16 protein-coding genes, 1 tRNA gene and 1 pseudogene are annotated in these 18,175 nt (G+C 73.7%); 11 read left to right on the forward strand and 7 right to left on the reverse strand.

What is annotated here, in order from left to right:
* Nucleotides 1–34 precede the first annotated feature (34 nt).
* Nucleotides 35–1,138: a hypothetical protein gene (locus ABWK59_RS27700; RefSeq protein WP_354643362.1), complete on the reverse strand. Its 1,104-nt coding sequence runs from the start codon at nucleotides 1,136–1,138 to the stop codon at nucleotides 35–37.
* Between the two features lie 159 nt (nucleotides 1,139–1,297).
* On the reverse strand, nucleotides 1,298–2,761 hold the full coding sequence (locus ABWK59_RS27705; RefSeq protein ID WP_354643363.1) for a carboxyl transferase domain-containing protein: 1,464 nt from the start codon (nucleotides 2,759–2,761) through the stop codon (nucleotides 1,298–1,300).
* A gap of 207 nt (nucleotides 2,762–2,968) precedes the next feature.
* Here ABWK59_RS27705 and aspS point away from each other — a divergent pair, with 207 nt between their 5' ends.
* From aspS to ABWK59_RS27740, 7 genes and pseudogenes are all read left to right on the forward strand, one after another.
* Entirely contained in the window at nucleotides 2,969–4,282 is a 1,314-nt protein-coding gene (gene aspS, locus ABWK59_RS27710) for an aspartate--tRNA(Asn) ligase (protein WP_354643364.1), read from the forward strand.
* Nucleotides 4,283–4,396: 114 nt separating this feature from the next.
* Nucleotides 4,397–4,840: an RrF2 family transcriptional regulator gene (locus ABWK59_RS27715; protein WP_354643365.1), complete on the forward strand. Its 444-nt coding sequence runs from the start codon at nucleotides 4,397–4,399 to the stop codon at nucleotides 4,838–4,840.
* Between the two features lie 71 nt (nucleotides 4,841–4,911).
* A complete protein-coding gene (locus tag ABWK59_RS27720; protein WP_354643366.1) occupies nucleotides 4,912–6,102 on the forward strand; it encodes a globin domain-containing protein in 1,191 nt (396 codons plus the stop codon).
* 111 nt (nucleotides 6,103–6,213) lie between these two features.
* Entirely contained in the window at nucleotides 6,214–7,014 is an 801-nt protein-coding gene (locus ABWK59_RS27725) for a VOC family protein (RefSeq protein WP_354643367.1), read from the forward strand.
* A 307-nt stretch (nucleotides 7,015–7,321) separates the two neighbouring features.
* On the forward strand, nucleotides 7,322–8,473 hold the full coding sequence (locus tag ABWK59_RS27730) for an acyl-CoA dehydrogenase family protein (RefSeq protein WP_354643368.1): 1,152 nt from the start codon (nucleotides 7,322–7,324) through the stop codon (nucleotides 8,471–8,473).
* Nucleotides 8,474–8,514: 41 nt separating this feature from the next.
* A complete protein-coding gene (locus ABWK59_RS27735) occupies nucleotides 8,515–9,300 on the forward strand; it encodes an electron transfer flavoprotein subunit beta/FixA family protein (RefSeq protein ID WP_354643369.1) in 786 nt (261 codons plus the stop codon).
* Between the two features lie 44 nt (nucleotides 9,301–9,344).
* Nucleotides 9,345–10,300 (forward strand): annotated as a pseudogene (locus tag ABWK59_RS27740) (electron transfer flavoprotein subunit alpha/FixB family protein).
* Nucleotides 10,301–10,383: 83 nt separating this feature from the next.
* Here the strand turns inward: ABWK59_RS27740 and ABWK59_RS27745 are convergent.
* From ABWK59_RS27745 to ABWK59_RS27755, 3 genes are all read right to left on the reverse strand, one after another.
* Nucleotides 10,384–11,118 (reverse strand): TetR family transcriptional regulator, encoded by a 735-nt coding sequence (locus ABWK59_RS27745; RefSeq protein ID WP_354643370.1) that lies wholly within the window; start codon nucleotides 11,116–11,118, stop codon nucleotides 10,384–10,386.
* 145 nt (nucleotides 11,119–11,263) lie between these two features.
* Complete coding sequence (locus ABWK59_RS27750; protein WP_354643371.1) at nucleotides 11,264–12,025, reverse strand: SDR family NAD(P)-dependent oxidoreductase; 762 nt, start codon at nucleotides 12,023–12,025, stop codon at nucleotides 11,264–11,266.
* A 59-nt stretch (nucleotides 12,026–12,084) separates the two neighbouring features.
* The gene (locus tag ABWK59_RS27755) at nucleotides 12,085–13,224 is read right to left on the reverse strand and encodes an acyl-CoA dehydrogenase family protein (RefSeq protein WP_354643372.1); all 1,140 of its coding nucleotides are present in this window, start codon (nucleotides 13,222–13,224) and stop codon (nucleotides 12,085–12,087) included.
* An 81-nt stretch (nucleotides 13,225–13,305) separates the two neighbouring features.
* On the opposite strand from ABWK59_RS27755, the gene ABWK59_RS27760 reads away from it, so the two are divergent.
* Nucleotides 13,306–13,908: a TetR/AcrR family transcriptional regulator gene (locus tag ABWK59_RS27760; RefSeq protein ID WP_354643373.1), complete on the forward strand. Its 603-nt coding sequence runs from the start codon at nucleotides 13,306–13,308 to the stop codon at nucleotides 13,906–13,908.
* A 74-nt stretch (nucleotides 13,909–13,982) separates the two neighbouring features.
* Here ABWK59_RS27760 and ABWK59_RS27765 read toward each other — a convergent pair whose 3' ends face one another.
* Entirely contained in the window at nucleotides 13,983–15,026 is a 1,044-nt protein-coding gene (locus tag ABWK59_RS27765) for a DUF2278 family protein (protein WP_354643374.1), read from the reverse strand.
* Between the two features lie 267 nt (nucleotides 15,027–15,293).
* On the opposite strand from ABWK59_RS27765, the gene yidD reads away from it, so the two are divergent.
* Nucleotides 15,294–15,824: a membrane protein insertion efficiency factor YidD gene (yidD, locus tag ABWK59_RS36645; RefSeq protein ID WP_420492861.1), complete on the forward strand. Its 531-nt coding sequence runs from the start codon at nucleotides 15,294–15,296 to the stop codon at nucleotides 15,822–15,824.
* A 106-nt stretch (nucleotides 15,825–15,930) separates the two neighbouring features.
* Here yidD and ABWK59_RS27775 read toward each other — a convergent pair.
* Nucleotides 15,931–16,015 (reverse strand) — tRNA-Leu (locus tag ABWK59_RS27775).
* A 201-nt stretch (nucleotides 16,016–16,216) separates the two neighbouring features.
* Here ABWK59_RS27775 and ABWK59_RS27780 point away from each other — a divergent pair.
* Together ABWK59_RS27780 and ABWK59_RS27785 are read left to right on the forward strand one after the other, a co-directional pair.
* Nucleotides 16,217–17,563 carry a M20/M25/M40 family metallo-hydrolase gene (locus ABWK59_RS27780; protein ID WP_354643375.1) on the forward strand — a complete coding sequence of 449 codons (1,347 nt, stop codon included), beginning with the start codon at nucleotides 16,217–16,219 and terminating at the stop codon, nucleotides 17,561–17,563.
* 245 nt (nucleotides 17,564–17,808) lie between these two features.
* Nucleotides 17,809–18,051 carry a chaplin gene (locus ABWK59_RS27785; RefSeq protein WP_354643376.1) on the forward strand — a complete coding sequence of 81 codons (243 nt, stop codon included), beginning with the start codon at nucleotides 17,809–17,811 and terminating at the stop codon, nucleotides 18,049–18,051.
* The last annotated feature ends 124 nt before the right edge of the window (nucleotides 18,052–18,175 follow it).

The raw sequence follows: 18,175 nt of genomic DNA on the forward strand, positions 1-18,175 counted from the left end.
CAGCCGCTCGTGAACCTGCGCCCCTGACGGAGCTCTATGTGCCCGGTACAGGTTCGTCCCGGAGGAGCACCCCCACACCCCCGTCCAGCCGGAGTTCCGCCTCCGGGATGACGACCAGCTCCGCTCCGGTTCCGACCACCGCACGGATCAGCGCGGCGTCCGCCGGTTCGGCCCACCCGGCGCGGGGCCCGAGAGCCCGCAACTCCGGTTCGGTGAGGGCGATCTGGGTGGGTGCCATGCCCACCCACAGCCGCTGGTCGAGTCGGGCCTCGCGGTTGACGAGCAGCGCCCGCGCCCGCCCCCGCTGCAGCACGGTGACCGCCGCCGCCAGCCCCTCCAGCGCCGCGCCCAGCCGGGCCCGCTGCGCGGCGAACGCCGCCAGGTGCGCCCGGTCGCGGGTGCTGAGGCAGCCGTCGAACAGCCGGGCAAGCTCGTCCTCCAGCAGCGCCCGGCCGCCCTCCGCCGCGTGGCTGTCGACGCCCTCGACGGTGACGATCCGGTCCCGCAGCTGCTCCGGCAGGTCGCGGACCAGCACGCTGCGGGTCCCGGAGGTGCCAGCCAGGACGACCACCTCGGCGCCGGCGTCCTCGGCCAGCTTGGCCAGCTCGTCGAGGACCGGGCCGGCCTCGGCGCCCCACTCGTCGGCGGGCAGCCAGCGCCGGGAGAGCGGCGCCCCCGCCACCCGGCTGCTCGGCCAGCGGCCGGCCTGCAGGTCGACCTCCAGCTCGCCCTCCCGGACCCCGGGCTCCGCGGGGTCGGCGCGGTGGACGGCCAGCGCGGCGTACGGGATGTCGGGGGCGTGCTGGAGGGCCAGCGGCATGGCGTCGGGCAGCAGGTCGGTGCGGACGGTGTCCTGCGGTGGCGGGTCGGGCAGCTCCTCGGCGAGGGCGAGCCGGCCGTGGGCGGCGAAGATGGCCTGGCCGTGCGCGCCGGGCAACTCGCGGTCACTGCCCGCGACATGGCCGAGCGCGCCGATGGTGGCCTGGTCGGTGCCGAGGTCCAGCAGGTCCTCCCGTAGCCGCTGCCACCGCTGCTCCACCGAGTGATCGGCCTCCTCGCCGTCGCGCGAGGTGTCCAGGTACACCGAGGAGAAGGGTCCGGGCCGGGCGTACAGGGGGCTGAGGAAGGAGAGTTTCATGGCCGCCTCCTCCGACGGGGGACCGACGGGGGCCACTTCCACGATAGTTCGCCCGCCCGCGCTCGGCCCGTACGGCCGGATCCCACCACCCCGCCACCAGCGCCCGAGCTGTCGGCCCGCCGGGCGCTACGCCCCGCCGAGCCGCCGGCCCGCCGGGCGCTACGCCCCGCCGAGGCGGCGGTTGCGCCGGGCGCGGGCGGCCAGCCGGTCGGCTTCGGGCCGGGCGGCGAGGGTGCCCAGGGCGGTGCCGATCGCGCGGCCGAGCCGGTCGCAGAACTCCGCCGGGCCGCCGCCCTCCGGCACGATCTCGTCCACCAGCCCGGCCGCGGCGAGGTCGGCCGCGCCGATGCCCTGGGAGCGGGCCAGCTCGGCCGCGTGCTCCCCGTCCCGGTGAACGATGGCCGAGGCGCCCTCCGGCGGCAGCGGGGCCAGCCAGGCGTGGTCGGCCGCGAGGACCCGGTCGGCCGGGAGCAGGGCGAGTGCGCCGCCGCCGGACCCCTGGCCGAGCAGGACGGCCAGCACGGGTGTGCGCAGCCCGATCAGGGTGCTCAGACACTGGGCGATCTCGATCGCCACCCCGTCCAGCTCGGCCTGGGCGGAGAGCTCGGCACCCGGGGTGTCCACCACGGTCAGCAGCGGCAGGCCGAGCTGCTCGGCCCGCCGGGCGGTGCGGCGGACGGCCCGCAGGTCGGCGGCGGTGAACGGGAGCGGCGGGCCCTCGGCCGGGCGCTGCTGGGCGACCACCACGGCGGGCCGCCCGCCGAACACGGCGAGTCCGCGCAGCAGCGCGCCCGGCCGGCCCGTGGCGCCGTCCAGCAGCAGGACGTCGTCGGCGGCGCTCAGCAGCACCTCGCGGGCGCCCGGCCGGCCCGGTGCCCGGGTGCTGAGCACCGCGTCCCAGGCGTCCGGGGCGGGCCCGGCGTGGTCGGCCGGCGGGACGGGGGCGGCGCCGGAGGGCGGGGTGGCGGCCAGGATGCCCAGGGCCCGGACGAGCACCTCGCGCAACCGGGCCGGCGGGACCACGGCGTCCAGCAGGCCGCGGGCGGCGAGGGTCTCGGCCTGCTGGACGCCCTCCGCCAGCGGTTCGCCGCGCAGCTCCTCGTAGACCCGCGGCCCGAGGAAGCCGAGGCGGGCGCCGGGTTCGGCCAGCACCAGGTGGCCGAGGGTGCCCCAGGAGGCGAACACCCCGCCCATGGTCGGGTTGCGCAGGTAGGTGAGGTACGGCAGGCCGGCCGCCTGGTGGGCCTGGACGGCGGCGGTGATCCGCACCATGCAGAGGAAGGCCGCCGTGCCCTCCTGCATCCGGGTGCCGCCGGAGACCGGCAGGGCGAGCACCGGGAGCCGTTCGGCGGTGGCCCGCTCCACGGCGCGGGTGATCCGCTCGGCGGTGGCCACGCCGATGGACCCGCCGAGGAAGCCGAACTCCGAGGCCACCACCGCGATCGGCCGCCCACCGACCAGGCCGCGGCCGGTGGTGACCGCCTCGTCCAGCCCGGTGCGCTCGCCGGCCCGGGCCAGGGCGGCGCGGTAGCCGGGGTCGGCACCGGCGTGGACCACGGGGTCGTCCCAGCGGTCCAGGCTGCCGGGGTCGAGGATCAGGTCGAGGAGCTGACCGGCGGTCATGGTGACACTCCGTCACGTTCTCGGGCGGGTGGGGCCGTGCCGCAGCGGGCTCGCTGTTCGAACCCCAACCCTACGCGGGAGCACGCCCCGGCCGTCCGAAAACCGGGTGACCTGCGGATGTGGCGCCGATTACGCTCGGGGCTCCCCGGGTGGCCGTCTACCACCCGTCCGATGCGCGAACAACGCGCCGCAACCAGGGAGTTGCCCATGGCCACCGGCCGTACGCTGATCCGCGAGCTCGCCTCGCACCTGGACGGCACCGTGACCGTTCACGGCTGGATCGACACTCTCCGCCTCCAGCGCCGGATGCAGTTCGTGCTGGTCCGCGACCACACCGGGCTGGTGCAACTGGCCCACCGGCGCGGGGGTGAGGGCGACCCGATCGAGGCCGTGCTCGACACGGTGACCGTGGAGTCCGCCGTCCGGATCACCGGCAAGGTGCTGGCGAACCCGCAGGTCAGACTGGGCGGGCTGGAGATCGTCCCGGAGCGGGTCGAGGTGCTCGCCGCGGCCGAGAGCGGGCTGCCGATCGACGAGCGGGCCGGGCTGGACCAGCGGCTCGACTGGCGCTTCCTGGACCTGCGGCGGCCCTCCCGCCGCCTGGTGTTCGAGGTGCAGTCCACGGTGGAGCGGGCGATGCGCGCGGTGGCCGCCGAGGGGGGGTTCACCGAGCTGCACACGCCCAAACTGATGGGCGCCGCCTCCGAGTCGGGCGCCGAGGTGTTCCCGGTGGAGTACTTCGGCCGCACCGCGTACCTGGCTCAGTCCCCGCAGTTCTACAAGCAGATGGCGATCGCCGGGGGCATCGACCGGGTCTTCGAGATCGGCCCGGTGTTCCGCGCCGAGCCCTCCTTCACCTCCCGGCACGCCACCGAGTTCACCGGCGTGGACGTGGAGATGGCCTGGGTGGACGGCGTCGAGGAGGTGATGGAGTTCGAGGAGCGGATGCTGCGCCGGGTGCTGGCGGAGGTCCACGCCGAGCACGGCGAGCGGATCGCCGAGCTGCTCGGCGCCGAGGTGGTCGTCCCCAAGGCGCCGTTCCCACGGATCACCCTGGCCGACGCGATGGCCCGGCTGCGGGCCGGCGGCTGGGACCCGGAGGGGACGGCCGTGGACCTCGACCCGGCGGGTGAGCGGGCGCTCGCGGCCCTCGCCGCGGAGGAGTCCGGCCACGAGTTCGTCTTCGTCACCGAGTACCCGGCCGGGGTGCGGCCGTTCTACCACCACCGGCCACCCGGCCGGCCCGAGGTCACCGCCTCCTTCGACCTGCTCTGGAAGGGCGTGGAGATCACCACCGGCGCCCAGCGCGAGCACCGGTACGAGGTGCTGTGCGCGCAGGCCCGGGAGAAGGGGATGGAGCTCGGGCCGCTCGCCCGGTACCTGGACTGCTTCCGCTACGGCACCCCGCCGCACGGCGGCTTCGGGCTGGGCCTCGCCCGGCTGTTGATGCTGCTGCTCGGTCTGCCCTCGATCCGCGAGGCGACCTTCCTGTTCCGCGGCCCGCACCGGCTGGAGCCCTGAGCCGACGGGCCCGCGCCGGCCTTCTCCGCCCGGCCGGTGCGGGCCCGTGAACGCGGTGCTCGTCACACCCCTCCGTAATTGGCATCTCAGATGCGAATTGATAGCGTGTCCGTCGTGAGGCTGACCAAGGGCACGGACATCGCCCTCCGCATCGCCATGAGGCTCGCGGTGGTCGGGGACCGGGAATCCCCCACCACCCGTGAGGTGGCGGACGCGGTCGCGGTGCCGTACAACCACGCGGCCAAGGTGGTGAGCCGGCTGCAGCACCTCGGCGTGGTCGAGGCGCGCCGCGGCCGGGGCGGTGGGCTGGCGCTCACCGCCGCGGGCCGGACGGTCTCGATCGGCCGGCTGGTCCGCGACCTCGAAGGGGTCGGCGACGTGGTCGGCTGCGAGGACGACCCGCCCTGCCCGCTGCGCTCCGCCTGTCGCCTGCGCCGCGTCCTGCGGGACGCCCAGGAGGCGTTCTACGTCGCGCTGGACCCGTTCACCGTGGACGACCTGGTCGGCCCGCCGACCGGGCCGGTCCTGCTCGGCCTCTCCGCCCGCCCGCCGGGCTGATCCGCCCCTCCGCCGTGGGGGGCCGCACCACGGCTTTGAATTCGCATCTCACATTCCACTTAGGAGCCCCGATGCTGTCCGCGAAGTCCGCCGAGACCGTCCGCGCCACCCTGCCCGCCGTGGGAGGGGCGATCGGTGAGATCACCGAGCGCTTCTACGGGAAGCTGTTCGCCGCCCACCCGGAGCTGCTGCGCGACCTGTTCAACCGCGGCAACCAGGCCTCCGGCGCCCAGCAGCAGGCCCTGGCCGGCTCCATCGCGGCCTTCGCCGGCGCCCTGCTCGCCCGGCCCGACGACCGGCCGGACGCGATGCTCGCCCGGATCGCCCACAAGCACGCCTCGCTCGGCGTCACCGCGGACCAGTACGCGATCGTCCACCGCCACCTGTTCGCCGCCATCGCCGAGGTCCTCGGCGAGGCCGTCACCCCCGAGGTCGCCGCCGCCTGGGACGAGGTCTACTGGCTGATGGCCAACGCGCTGATCGCCATCGAGCGCCGGCTCTACCAGGAGGCCGGTCTCGCCGAGGGCCCGAGCCTGCGCGAGTACCGGATCGCCGGCCGGGTGCGGGAGACCGCCGACGTCGCCGTCTTCCAGGTCCGCCCGGTCGACGACGGCCCGCTGCCCGCCTTCCGGCCCGGCCAGTACGTCTCCGTCCAGGTCGAACTGCCGGACGGCGCCCGGCAGATCCGCCAGTACAGCCTCACCGGGCAGGGCGACGGCATGCTCCGCTTCGCCGTCAAGCGGCTGGCCGGCGACCCGGCCGGCGAGGTCTCCAACCACCTGCACGACAGGCTCGACGCCGGGGACCTGCTGCGGATCAGCGCCCCCTTCGGCGACGTCTGCCTGGACGGCGGCGACGGCCCGCTGCTGCTCGCCTCGGCCGGCATCGGCTGCACCCCGATGGTCTCGATGCTGGACCACCTCGCCGCCGCCGGCTCCACCCGCCGGGTGATCAGCCTCCACGGCGACCGCGACCAGGCCTCCCACGCCTTCCGCGCCGACCTGGAGCAGCTCACCGCCAAGCTCCCCGGCGGCAGCGCCCACGTCTGGTACGAGCGGCCGGAGGGCGAGTGGCCCGCCGACCGCACCGGGCTGGTCGACCTGAGCGGGCTGGAGGTGCCGGCCGGCACCACCGCGTACCTCTGCGGCCCGCTGCCCTTCATGCGGACCGTCCGCGCCCAGCTGCTGGACGCCGGCCTCCGTCCGGCCGACATCCACTACGAGGTGTTCGGCCCGGACCTCTGGCTCGGCCGGGAGGCCTGAGCACACCTCCACCCGGGGGACGCGAAACGCCGCCCGCCCGCCCATCGGCGGGCGGGCGGCCCGGGCCGGTGCCAGTCTGGGGTGGCAAGCGACCTGCGAAAGGTAATCGCCATGATCACTACCGACTACGTTCCCGGTTCGCCCTGCTGGATCGACCTCGGCGCGCCCGATACCAGGGCCGCCGCCGCCTTCTACGGTGCGGTGCTCAACTGGGAGCTGGAGTCGATGGGGCCCGAGGCCGAGGAGTACGGGCTCTTCAAAGCCAACGGCAAGACCGTGGCCGGGCTCGGGCCGCTCACCGAGGAGGGCGCCCGCTCGGCCTGGATGATCTACCACCTCACCACCGACGCCGACGCCGCCACCGAGACCGTCAAGCGGCTCGGCGGCACCGTCCGGGTCGAGCCGATGGACGCCGAGGGCGCCGGCCGCCTCGCTCAGTTCACCGACCCCCAGGGCGCCCAGTTCGCCGTCTGGCAGCCCGGCAACATGACCGGCATGGAGGAGACCGACCGGCCCGGCACCCTCTGCTGGACCGAGCTCTACACCACCGACGGCCCCGCGGCCCGGGAGTTCTACAGCACCCTCTTCGGCTGGCAGTACGAGGACATGGAGCTCCCCGGCGGCGGCGGGAACTACACCCTCATCACCCCGGCCGGCCTGCCCAAGGAGCGGATGCACGGCGGCCTGATGCAGCTGCCCGCCGAGCACCTCACCCTGACCGGCGGCAAGCCGTACTGGCACCCGGTCTTCGCGGTCGCCGACTGCGACGCCACCGCGGTCCGGGTCACCTCCCACGGCGGCACCCTCCAGATGGGCCCCGAGGACGCCCCCGGCGTCGGCCGCCTCGCGGTCTGCGTCGACCCGGCCGGCGCCGACTTCGTCCTGCTCACCCCGGAGGCCCCGGCCGGCTGACCGGCCTGCTCACGGCAGCGACCACCTCCCCGGCCACGCGTCCGGGCAGGTGGTCGACTGCTGTCCGGACGGGGTCGGGAGCGGTCCGGGGAGGGCTCGGGAGCGGGTCCGGGGAGGGGTGGCGCCGCGCCGCGCCGGGGCGGACGGTCCACCGGGAGCCCAGCGGCGGCAGGAAGACTGCCGAATCGGCGGGTGGGACTGGCATCGTGGCACTCAGTGTGCTTTATTGAGGGAACTCAGTTCCATCATCTTTCTGCATCGTGCTCCGGGACCGTCGGCCGGCCGGGGCGGACTGGAGCGCCATCCCATGAGCCAGGACTTCGACCTGTTCAAGCTGTCGGAGGAGCACGAGATGCTCCGGGAGTCGGTGCGGTCGCTGGCGGAGGCGAAGATCGCTCCGTTCGCGGCGGAGGTGGACGAGCTGGGCCGGTTCCCGCAGGAGGCGCTGGACGCGTTGCAGGGCAACGATCTGCACGCGGTGCACGTGCCGGAGGAGTACGGCGGTGCGGGTGCGGACGCGCTGGCGACGGTGCTGGTGATCGAGGAGGTGGCGCGGGTGTGTGCGTCGTCCTCGCTGATCCCGGCGGTGAACAAGCTGGGTTCGCTGCCGGTGCAGCTGTCGGGCTCGGAGGAGCTGAAGGCGAAGTACCTGGGGGCGCTGGCCCGGGGCGAGGGCATGTTCTCGTACTGCCTGTCGGAGCCGGAGGCGGGTTCGGACGCGGCGGGGATGAAGACCCGTGCGGTGCGGGACGGCGACTTCTGGGTGCTCAACGGTGTGAAGCGGTGGATCACCAACGCCGGCGTGTCGGAGTTCTACACGGTGATGGCGGTGACCGACCCGGAGCTGCGGTCCAAGGGCATCTCGGCGTTCGTGGTGGAGAAGGCGGACGAGGGCGTGTCCTTCGGCGCGCCGGAGAAGAAGCTGGGCATCAAGGGCTCGCCGACCCGTGAGGTGTACTTCGACAACGTGCGGATCCCGGCGGACCGGATGATCGGCGCGGAGGGCACCGGCTTCGCGACCGCGATGAAGACGCTCGACCACACCCGGGTGACCATCGCCGCGCAGGCGATCGGCATCGCCCAGGGCGCGCTGGACTACGCCAAGGGCTACGTCAAGGAGCGCAAGCAGTTCGGGAAGGCGATCGCCGAGTTCCAGGGCGTGCAGTTCATGCTCGCGGACATGGCGATGAAGCTGGAGGCCGCCCGGCAGCTGACCTACGCGGCGGCGGCCAAGTCCCAGCGCACCGACGGCGACCTGACCTTCTTCGGCGCGGCGGCCAAGTGCTTCGCCTCGGACGTGGCGATGGAGGTCACCACGGACGCGGTGCAGCTGCTGGGCGGGTACGGCTACACCCGGGACTACCCGGTCGAGCGGATGATGCGCGACGCGAAGATCACCCAGATCTACGAGGGCACCAACCAGGTCCAGCGGATCGTCATGGCCCGCAACCTCCCGTAGGACGTTCTGACCGCAAGCGAAGTGTGAAGAGGAGTCAGGCTGTGAGCTTGAGGATCGTTGTCTGTGTGAAGTACGTGCCCGACGCGACCGGTGACCGTCGCTTCGCGGACGACACCACCACCGACCGGGAGGGCGTGGACGGCCTTCTGTCGGAGCTGGACGAGTACGGCGTGGAGCAGGCGCTGAGGATCGCGGAGGCGTCGGGGGACGCCGAGGTGACGGTGCTGACGGTGGGTCCGGACGATGCGAAGGACGCGCTGCGCAAGGCGCTGTCGATGGGTGCGGACAAGGCCGTGCACGTGAACGACGACGACATCCACGGCTCGGACGTGCTGGGGACCTCGGCGGTCGTGGCGAAGGCGCTGGAGAAGGTCGGTTTCGACCTGGTGGTGTGCGGTATGGCGTCGACGGACGGCACGATGGGTGTGCTGCCGGCGCTGCTGGCGGAGCGTCTGGGTGTGCCGCAGGCGACGCTGCTGTCCGAGGTGGCGGTCGAGGGTGGCGTGGTCAAGGGCCGTCGGGACGGCGACGCGGCGACCGAGCTGGTCGAGGCCGCGCTGCCGGCGGTGGTGTCGGTGACCGACCAGTCGGGTGAGGCCCGCTACCCGTCGTTCAAGGGCATCATGGCGGCGAAGAAGAAGCCGGTCCAGTCGCTGGACCTGGACGACCTGGGCATCGAGGCGGACGAGGTCGGCCTGGCCGGGTCCTGGACCAAGGTCGAGGACATCGCGGCCCGCCCGGCCCGCACCGCGGGCACGATCGTCAAGGACGAGGGCGAGGGCGGCAAGGCGCTCGCCGCGTTCCTCGCCGAGCAGAAGTTCATCTGAGACCGCTGTCAGCGCTTTTCACGATCGATCAGGAGCAACGAATCATGGCTGAGATCCTGGTTCTCGTGGACCACGCCGACGGTGTGGTCCGCAAGCCGGCCCTCGAACTGCTGACCCTGGCCCGCCGGATCGGCACCCCCTCCGCGGTGGTGCTCGGCGCCGGCGACAAGGCCACCGAGATCGCGGCGAAGGCCGCCGGTTCGGCGCCGAGAAGGTGTACGTCGCGGACGGCACCGAGTTCACCGACCAGCTGGTGGTCCCGAAGGTCGACGCCCTCACCCAGATCGCCCGGGCCAACGACGCGGCCGCGGTCCTGGTCACCTCCTCCGGCGAGGGCAAGGAGGTCGCCGCCCGCGTGGCGCTGCGCCTGGGGTCGGGCATCATCACCGATGCGGTGGACCTGGAGGCCGGTGTGTCGGGTCCGGTGGCGACGCAGTCGGTGTTCGCGGCGTCGTTCCAGGTGAAGTCGACGGTCACCCGGGGTGCGGCGGTGATCACGGTGAAGCCGAACGCGGTGGCGCCTCAGGCGGCTCCGGCCGGGGGTGCGGTGGAGTCGGTGTCGGTGGAGTTCACCGGGAACGCGGCGGCGGTGACCTCGCGGACGGCGCGGGTGTCCTCGGGTCGTCCGGAGCTGACCGAGGCCGCGATCGTGGTCTCGGGTGGCCGTGGTGTGGGTGCGGCGGAGGGCTTCGGCGTGGTCGAGGAGCTGGCGGACGCGCTGGGTGCGGCCGTGGGTGCCTCGCGGGCCGCGGTGGACGCGGGCTGGTACCCGCACACCAACCAGGTGGGTCAGACCGGCAAGCAGGTGTCGCCGCAGCTGTACATCGCGGCGGGCATCTCGGGTGCGATCCAGCACCGGGCCGGTATGCAGACCTCGAAGACCATCGTCGCGGTCAACAAGGACCCCGAGGCGCCGATCTTCGAACTCGTCGACTACGGCGTCGTCGGCGACCTCTTCGAGGTGCTGCCGCAGCTGACGGCCGAGGCCGGCGCGCGCTGACGCGGAGTCGGGAGACGGCGGAAGCCGGCCCGTGGCGAGGAGCCGCGGGCCGGCTTCCGCCGTTTTCCGTGATCCGGTGGCGGTCAGTTCGAGCCGAGGCTGGACTCGACCTCGCGGACGACCCGCCACATCGGCGTGGAGCGCTTGGTGATGACGATGACCACGTCCTCGGTGTCCTGCGCCGACTGGCCGTTGCCGGCGCCCGGCCGCGGGCTCCAGGCCTCCTGCACCAGCTCCAGGGCCCGGTCCACCTCGGCGCCGGCGTCGCCCTCGCCGCCGGAGCGCAGCCAGGAGCGCAGCGCGTGGTTGTGCGCGGCGACCACCGCGGCGGCGATCACGTCGGCCCGCAGCGTCCCGTCCCGCCGGTCGGCGAACCGGGAGCGCAGGTAGTCGGCGAGGGTCCGCTCGTACCGCCAGACCACGGACAGCTCGTAGGCGCGCAGGCCGGGGACCTGGCGGGTGAGCCGGTAGCGCTGGACGGAGAAGGTGGGGTTCTCGGCGTACATCCGCAGCACCAGGCGGGCCGCGTCGCAGACCCGGGCCACCGGGTCGTCGCTGTCGGCGCTGGCCTTGAGCAGCTCGGTCATGTCGGCCAGGCACTTCTCGTGGTCGGGGAAGACCACGTCCTCCTTGGACGGGAAGTACCGGAAGAACGACCGGCGGCCGACGCCGGCGAGGCTGACGATGTCGTCGATGGTGGTCTGCTCGTACCCGCGCTCCACGAAGAGCCGGAACGCCGCACCGATCAGGGCCTCCCGCATCGGGGGCTTCGGTGGGGTGGGGACGGCCTCCGGGGTGCCGCTCTTCGCCTCGCTCATGGGGCCGAACCTAGCATCCGGGGAGGCCGGATGGCACTTGGTGCTCCGGAAACTGGGTACCGAGTGTTGTGGTCCTGGGCGGGGGAACGCCCGAGCCCGTCCGGTTCGGGGGTCCGGACGGGCTCGGGGGAGGGTGGGGAAAGGGTCAGCGGGCGGTCATCCGCAGGGCGCCGTCCATCCGGACGGTCTCGCCGTTGAGGTAGTCGTGCTCGGCGATCATGGTGACCAGGCGGGCGTACTCCTCCGGCTGGGCCAGCCGCTGCGGGAAGGTGACGCTGGCGCCGAGGCCGGCCCGGACCTCCTCGCTGAAGCCGGCCATCATCGGGGTGTCCACGATGCCGGGGGCGATGGTCATCACGCGGATGCCGTACTGGGCGAGGTCGCGGGCCGCGGTGATGGTCATGCCGGCCACGCCGGCCTTGGAGGCGGCGTACGCGATCTGGCCGATCTGGGCCTCGAAGGCGGCGATGGAGGCGGTGTTGACGATCAGGCCGCGCTGGCCGTTCGCGTCCGGCTCGTGCCGGGCGATCGCCTCGGCGGCGAGGCGCAGCACGTTGAAGGTGCCGAGCAGGTTGACGTTGAGCACGGCCCGGAACAGGTCCAGGTCGTGCGGGCCCTTGCGGCTCAGGATGCGGGCGCCGGGGGCGATGCCCGCGCAGTTGACGGCCAGGCGCAGCTCGGCGCCGTCCGCGTCGATCCGCTCCAGGGCGGCCCGGACCGGCGCCTCCTCGGTGACGTCGGCGGCCAGCAGGGTCACGCCGTCGGGCTGCGGGCCGGCGGCGGCGACGGCCTTCTCCAGGTCCAGGCCGTACACGGTGGCGCCGCGGGCGGCGAGGGCGGCGGCGGTGGCCGCGCCGAGGCCCGAGGCGGCGCCGGTGACCAGGGCCGCGGATCCGGCGATCTCCATGGGGACTCTCCTCAGGTGGTGACGGTTCGGGGGTGACGCGTCGAGGTGGGGGCGGGGGGTCAGACGGCGAGCTTGCGGCTGATCACCAGTCGCTGGATCTGGTTGGTGCCCTCGAAGATCTGCATGATCTTGGCCTCGCGCATGTAGCGCTCGACCGGGAAGTCGCGGGTGTAGCCGTACCCGCCGAGCACCTGGACGGCGTCGGTGGTGACCTTCATGGCCGCGTCGGTGGCGACCAGCTTGGCGACGCTGGCCTGGCGGCTGAAGTCCCGGCCGGCGTCGCGGCGGCGGGCCGCGTCCAGGTAGGTGGCGCGGGCCGAGTCCACGGCGGCGGCCATGTCGGCGAGCAGGAAGCCCAGGCCCTGGTGGTCGATGATCCGGCGGCCGAAGGCGGTGCGCTCGTTGGCGTACGCGACCGCGGCGTCCAGCGCGGCCTGGGCGAGGCCGGTGGCGCAGGCGGCGATGCCGAGGCGGCCGGAGTCGAGCGCGCTGAAGGCGATCTGGAGGCCCTGGCCCTCGGCGCCGATCAGGCGGTCGCCGTCGAGCATCGCGCCGTCCCAGTAGGCGGAGGTGGTGGGGACGGCCTGCAGGCCCATCTTGCGCTCGGGGTTGCCGAAGGAGAGGCCCTCGACGCTGCCCGGGGCGAGGAAGCAGGAGATGCCCTTGGAGCCGGGGGCGGTCCGGGCGAAGAGGGAGTAGAAGTCGGCGCGGCCGCCGTGGGTGATCCAGGCCTTGGTGCCGGTGATCCGGTAGCCGTTCGACGTGCGCTCGGCCTTGCAGGCGAGCGAGGCCGCGTCGGAGCCGGCCTGCGGCTCGGAGAGGCTGTAGCCGCCGACCTGGTCGCCGGCCAGCATGTCGGGCAGCCAGCGCTTCTTCTGGACGTCGGTGCCGAAGGAGTTGAGCGCGTGGCAGGACAGCGTGTGCACGCTGACGGCCACGCCGACGGCGGCCCAGCGGGCGGCCAGCTCCTCCAGGACCTGGAGGTAGACCTCGTACGGCTGGGCACCGCCGCCGAACTCCTCCGGGTAGGCGAGGCCCAGCAGGCCGGCCTGCCCGAGGATGCGGAACAGGCCCTCGGGGTACTCCTCGCGGCTCTCGTGCTCGTCGGCACGGGACGCGAGCTCGCGGTCGGCGATCTCCCTGGTGAGGGCGATCAGGTCCGCCGCCTCCGGGGTGGGCATCAGGCGGTCGACAGCCATGGCGCGACTCCAAGTGGTACTGAAGTGGGTACGGCAGTACCGGATAGAGTAGCGCAAGAGCCGCCCTGGAATACTGGTCGAGTGATCGACACACCGGCTTCCGAGGGTCCGAGGCTGACGGGCCGGGGCGCCGCCCGGCGGTTCGAGCTGTTCGAGCAGCTGGTGGCCCTGCTGATCAGCGAGGGGTTCGCCGGGTTCACCCTGGACGACCTCGCCGCCCGGCTGCACTGCTCGAAGCGCACGCTCTACGGCCTGGCCGGGAGCAAGGAGCAGCTCGTCAGGGCGGCGGTGGTGCACTTCTTCCGCCGGGCCACCACCCGCGTGGAGGCCGCGGTGGACACCGAGACCGGGCCCGAGGCGCGGCTGACCGCCTACCTCAAGGCCGTCGCCGCCGAACTCGCGCCGGTGTCCCCGCGCTTCTTCGACGACGTGGCCGCCTTCGAGCCGGCCGCCGAGGTGTACGAGCGCAACACCCGCGCGGCCGCCGGGCGGATCCAGCAGCTGATCGACGAGGGGCACGCCGCCGGGGCGTTCCGCGAGGTGCACGTGCCCTTCGCGGCGGAGGTGATCACCTCGGTGATGGTGCGGATCCAGCAGCGCCATGTCGCCGCCTCCACCGGCCTCGCGGATGCCGAGGCCTATCAGCACCTCGCCGAGCTGCTGCTGCACGGACTGACCCGCTGACCCCGGCCGTTCCCGGAGGTCGGCGGGTCAGCGGGTCGGCGGGTCAGCGGGCCGGGAACAGCGGCGCCGGCCGTTCAGAAGGTGATCGGCGCACCCTCCCGGGCCGCCTGCCGGGCCGTGTACGCGACCGAGTGCACCGTCCGCCCGGCCGGGTCCAGCAGGGTCAGCGCCCCGCCCCGGTTGCCCAGCCGCAGCGCGGCCGACACCGGCAGGACGACCTCGGCGCCCGCCTCCAGCCGCTGGGCCGGCAGGGTCAGCCGGTGGCGCTCCTGGTCCACCAGCTGCCAGCCCGCCAGGCTCACCGGCGCGGCCGAGGAGTTCCGCAGGGTCACGGTCTCCGCCTCGGGCGCCGGGCCGACCGGGTTCACCAGCGCCGCGACGATCCGCACCGCCCGCCCGTCCCCATCGGGGGTGCCGTCGCCGCCGGGGCCACCGTGCCCGGGCCGCGGCGCGGGCACGTCCTCCAGCCGGTGGCCGGTGGTGTCGTCGGTGTGCCGGCTCTGCGACTGGAAGGCCAGGAACACCGCCACCCAGCGCGCCGGGGCACCGAGGCGCAGCAACAGCGCGCCGTCCTGCCGGACACCGTCGTCGGCGCGGAACCGGCCGCTGTTGCCCTGGTTCATGTGGACGTCGTGGACCCCGTTGCCCGGCCGGAACCCGAACACCTTGTCCGGGATGCCGGCCTCGGTCGGCCAGCGCTCGCCGAACACGTACGCCACCGCCGCCGGATCGGCGATCGCCTGCCCGACGTACCGGTCCAGCAGGTCGGCCAGGTCGTTGTCGGCCCCCGGACGGTCCGGCGGGAGGGTGCGCATCCCCGCGGGGTCGAACAGGCCGCCGCGGACGAAGTCCAGCGCCGCCGTCCCCGGTCGCGACGGCAGCGGGGTCCAGCCGGCCGGCCCGGCCGGGAGCAACTCCGTCACCGGGTGCCGGAAGTCCTCCACGACCAGGTACAGCAGCTCCGAAGGCGCCTGCTGGGACTCGACGTTGACGGCCGCGCGGTACTCCGTCCCGGCGGCGTCGCGCAGGTGGATCTGGTAGTGCGGGGTGTCGCCGGCGCCCTCGCGGCGGCGGTCGACGGGGCGGGCGGAGAGCACGCCGTAGTGGCGGAGGGGCATCGGACTCCCTTGCGGCGGGGGACAGCTGGCGGACCGCCAGCCACCCTCCCGCATCCTCCGGCCGGCGCGCGGCGGCTTCCGGCCGGGCGTCACCGGATGTTCACCCGGCCGGTCGCCGCCGCGGCCCCGGCGACCGGCCGGCCGCCGCGCGGCGGGAACCGGCGGCCCGGCACGGTCGTCCGACAGCCCGAGGGGGAGCGTCCCGCCCGCACCGGCCGAGGCCGCGGGCCCGGGAGCGACCGAGGAACGACAGGAAGGCCGCGAGCCGTGTCCTACGACAACCCGTACGGCCGGGAGCAGCGCCCGCTCCCGCCCGGCAGGCCGCCGAGGGCCTGGTGGTGGCTGCCCGAGCAGGAGCGCCGGCGCCGCAAGGAGATGCGCCGCCAGTGGAAGGCCTGGAAGGCCCGCAACGGCAAGAAGGACAACGACTGCTGCGACGCCTGCGACTGCCTCGGCGAGTTCGCCGACCCGTGCATGATCGCGCTGCTCCCGGTCGTGTTCGCCGCCGCCCTGAAGACCGCCCTGCCCGGCCGGCGCACCGCTCGGGCGGCCGACCCGGCGGCCCCGGTGCCCCGCGGCACGGTGGCCGCCGGCCTGTACGGCGCCGTGCACCACTACCGCACCCGGATCAGCCCGACCCGGCCCGCCTGCTGCCGGTACACGCCCAGCTGCTCGACCTACGCGGTGCAGGCGCTGCACCGGCACGGAGCCCTCCGCGGCACCCGCCTGACCGCCGGCCGCCTGCTGCGCTGCCGCCCCGGCACCCGGGGCGGCCCCGACCCCGTCCCCGACCGCTGACCGGCCGGCCCCCGGGCTGCCCGCCCGGGGGCCAGGGGCCGGTGGCCCACCGTGGGCACGGGAACGACGAAGCCCCGCGGAGCTGAGCTCCGCGGGGCTTCCGCTGTGTCCGAGGGGGGACTTGAACCCCCACGCCCGATAAAGGGCACTAGCACCTCAAGCTAGCGCGTCTGCCATTCCGCCACCCGGACTAGGTGTCTGTCCTCGCGACTGCGTGCCGCGCTGACATGGATAACAGTAGCAAAGATCGGCTTCGAGTCCCAAAACCGACCCCGGGGCCCCCGGGTGGCTTGGATCCGCCGGAATGGCCTTGGGATGGGGCGGGTGCCGGGGAGAGGATGGCCGGACGGTGCCGGGCGTGCGCCGGCCAGGCCAGAGATGAGGAGTGGACCGTGACCGAGCGGAACGAGTCGAAGGCGGCGGGGACGGCGGCCCCGGGGGTGACGGGCGAGTCGGAGGTCGCGGAGATCTGCCGGGACCTGATCCGGATCGACACCAGCAACTACGGCGACGGCTCCGGCCCGGGCGAGCGCAAGGCCGCCGAGTACGTGGCCGAGCAGCTCGCCGAGTTCGGGCTGGAGCCGCAGATCATCGAGTCCGCCAAGGGCCGCGCCTCCACGGTGGTCCGGATCGAGGGCGAGGACCGCTCCCGTCCCGGCCTGCTGATCCACGGCCACACCGACGTCGTCCCGGCGAACGCCGACGACTGGACCCACCACCCGTTCTCCGGTGAGATCGCCGACGGCTGCGTCTGGGGTCGCGGCGCGGTGGACATGAAGGACATGGACGCGATGACCCTGGCCGTGGTCCGCGACCGCCTGCGCACCGGCCGCAAGCCCCCGCGCGACCTGGTGCTCGCCTTCGTCGCGGACGAGGAGGCGGGCGGCACCTACGGCGCCCGCTACCTGGTCGACAAGCACCCGGAGCTCTTCGAGGGGGTCACCGAGGCGATCGGCGAGGTCGGCGGCTTCTCCTTCACCGTCAACGACCAGGTCCGGCTGTACCTGGTGGAGACGGCCGAGAAGGGCATGCACTGGATGCGGCTCACCGTCGAGGGCCGGGCCGGCCACGGTTCGATGGAGAACGACGACAACGCCATCACCGAGCTCTGCGAGGCCGTCGCCCGGCTCGGCCGGCACCGCTTCCCGCTGCGCATCACCAAGACCGTGCGGGCCTTCCTGGACGAGCTCTCCGACGCCCTGGGCGTCGAACTCGACCCGGAGAACATGGACGAGACCCTGCGCGTCCTCGGCGGCATCGCCAAGATGATCGGCACCACGCTGCGCAACACCGCCCAGCCCACCATGCTCGGCGCCGGCTACAAGGTGAACGTCATCCCCGGCCAGGCCACCGCGCACGTGGACGGGCGCTTCCTGCCCGGCTACGAGGAGGAGTTCCTGGCCGAGCTGGACAGCGTGCTCGGCCCCCGGGTGAAGCGGGAGAGCCTCCACTACGACAAGGCGCTGGAAACCAGCTTCGACGGCGCCCTGGTGGACGCGATGCAGAGCGCGCTGCGCGCCGAGGACCCGATCGCCCGGGCGGTGCCGTACTGCCTCTCCGGCGGCACCGACGCCAAGTCCTTCCAGGACCTCGGGATCCGCTGCTTCGGCTTCGCGCCGCTGCAGCTGCCGCCGGACCTGGACTTCGCCGGGATGTTCCACGGCGTGGACGAGCGGGTGCCGGTGGAGGGCCTGAAGTTCGGGGTGCGGGTGCTGGACCGGTTCCTCGACGCCTGCTGACGGCTGACGGCTGACCGCGGCCCGATGGCGGATCCGCCGTCCCATTGTCCGAGAGGATGATTTGGGACAGCGGATCCGGCCGGAGAAGAAACGATTCTTCCTGGAATTCCACATCGATCGTGCGTGCGAGTAGTCACCGTTGCGGGTGAATGGGTGAGAGCGTCCGTACCCCATTCGGCCCTGCCCTCGTTCACCCACATGGCAGCCCGGGGGGAATCGGGCTGCGAATCGATCAGGAGGAATTCATGAAGGTCAAGAAGATCGCCACCGTTGTTGCCGCCACCGGTGGTCTGGTGCTGGTCGGTGCCGGTGCCGCGTCCGCCCACGGCGGAGCGCACGCCGAGGGTTTCGCCGCCGGCTCCCCGGGCGTGCTGTCCGGCAACTCGATCCAGGCCCCGGTGCACGTGCCGGTGAACGTCTGCGGCAACACCGTCAGCGTGATCGGCCTGTTCAACCCGGCGTTCGGCACCTGCTGCACCAACGCCTGAACCGGTCCGGGCCGGCGCTGACGGCCCCCTGACTCCCGTGCCCCCGAGTGGCGGATCCCCGCTCGGGGGCACGGTGCTGTCCCGGTTCTGCCGGCGCCCCGTCCGGGTGGTCCCCGGCGGTTCC

It is taken from the genome of Kitasatospora sp. HUAS MG31 (assembly GCF_040571325.1).
In the GTDB taxonomy this organism is placed as follows: Bacteria; Actinomycetota; Actinomycetes; order Streptomycetales; family Streptomycetaceae; genus Kitasatospora; species Kitasatospora camelliae.

Excerpts from the sequence above, each read along its gene's own strand:
- ABWK59_RS27720 (WP_354643366.1), top strand. The coding sequence starts at position 4,912 with ATGCTGTCCGCGAAGTCCGCCGAGACCGTCCGCGCCACCCTGCCCGCC.
- ABWK59_RS27705 (WP_354643363.1), bottom strand. The coding sequence starts at position 2,761 with ATGACCGCCGGTCAGCTCCTCGACCTGATCCTCGACCCCGGCAGCCTG.
- ABWK59_RS27785 (WP_354643376.1), top strand. The coding sequence starts at position 17,809 with ATGAAGGTCAAGAAGATCGCCACCGTTGTTGCCGCCACCGGTGGTCTG.
- ABWK59_RS27730 (WP_354643368.1), top strand. The coding sequence starts at position 7,322 with ATGAGCCAGGACTTCGACCTGTTCAAGCTGTCGGAGGAGCACGAGATG.
- ABWK59_RS27755 (WP_354643372.1), bottom strand. The coding sequence starts at position 13,224 with ATGGCTGTCGACCGCCTGATGCCCACCCCGGAGGCGGCGGACCTGATC.
- aspS (WP_354643364.1), top strand. The coding sequence starts at position 2,969 with ATGGCCACCGGCCGTACGCTGATCCGCGAGCTCGCCTCGCACCTGGAC.
- ABWK59_RS27725 (WP_354643367.1), top strand. The coding sequence starts at position 6,214 with ATGATCACTACCGACTACGTTCCCGGTTCGCCCTGCTGGATCGACCTC.
- ABWK59_RS27750 (WP_354643371.1), bottom strand. The coding sequence starts at position 12,025 with ATGGAGATCGCCGGATCCGCGGCCCTGGTCACCGGCGCCGCCTCGGGC.
- ABWK59_RS27700 (WP_354643362.1), bottom strand. The coding sequence starts at position 1,138 with ATGAAACTCTCCTTCCTCAGCCCCCTGTACGCCCGGCCCGGACCCTTC.
- ABWK59_RS27745 (WP_354643370.1), bottom strand. The coding sequence starts at position 11,118 with ATGAGCGAGGCGAAGAGCGGCACCCCGGAGGCCGTCCCCACCCCACCG.
- ABWK59_RS27765 (WP_354643374.1), bottom strand. The coding sequence starts at position 15,026 with ATGCCCCTCCGCCACTACGGCGTGCTCTCCGCCCGCCCCGTCGACCGC.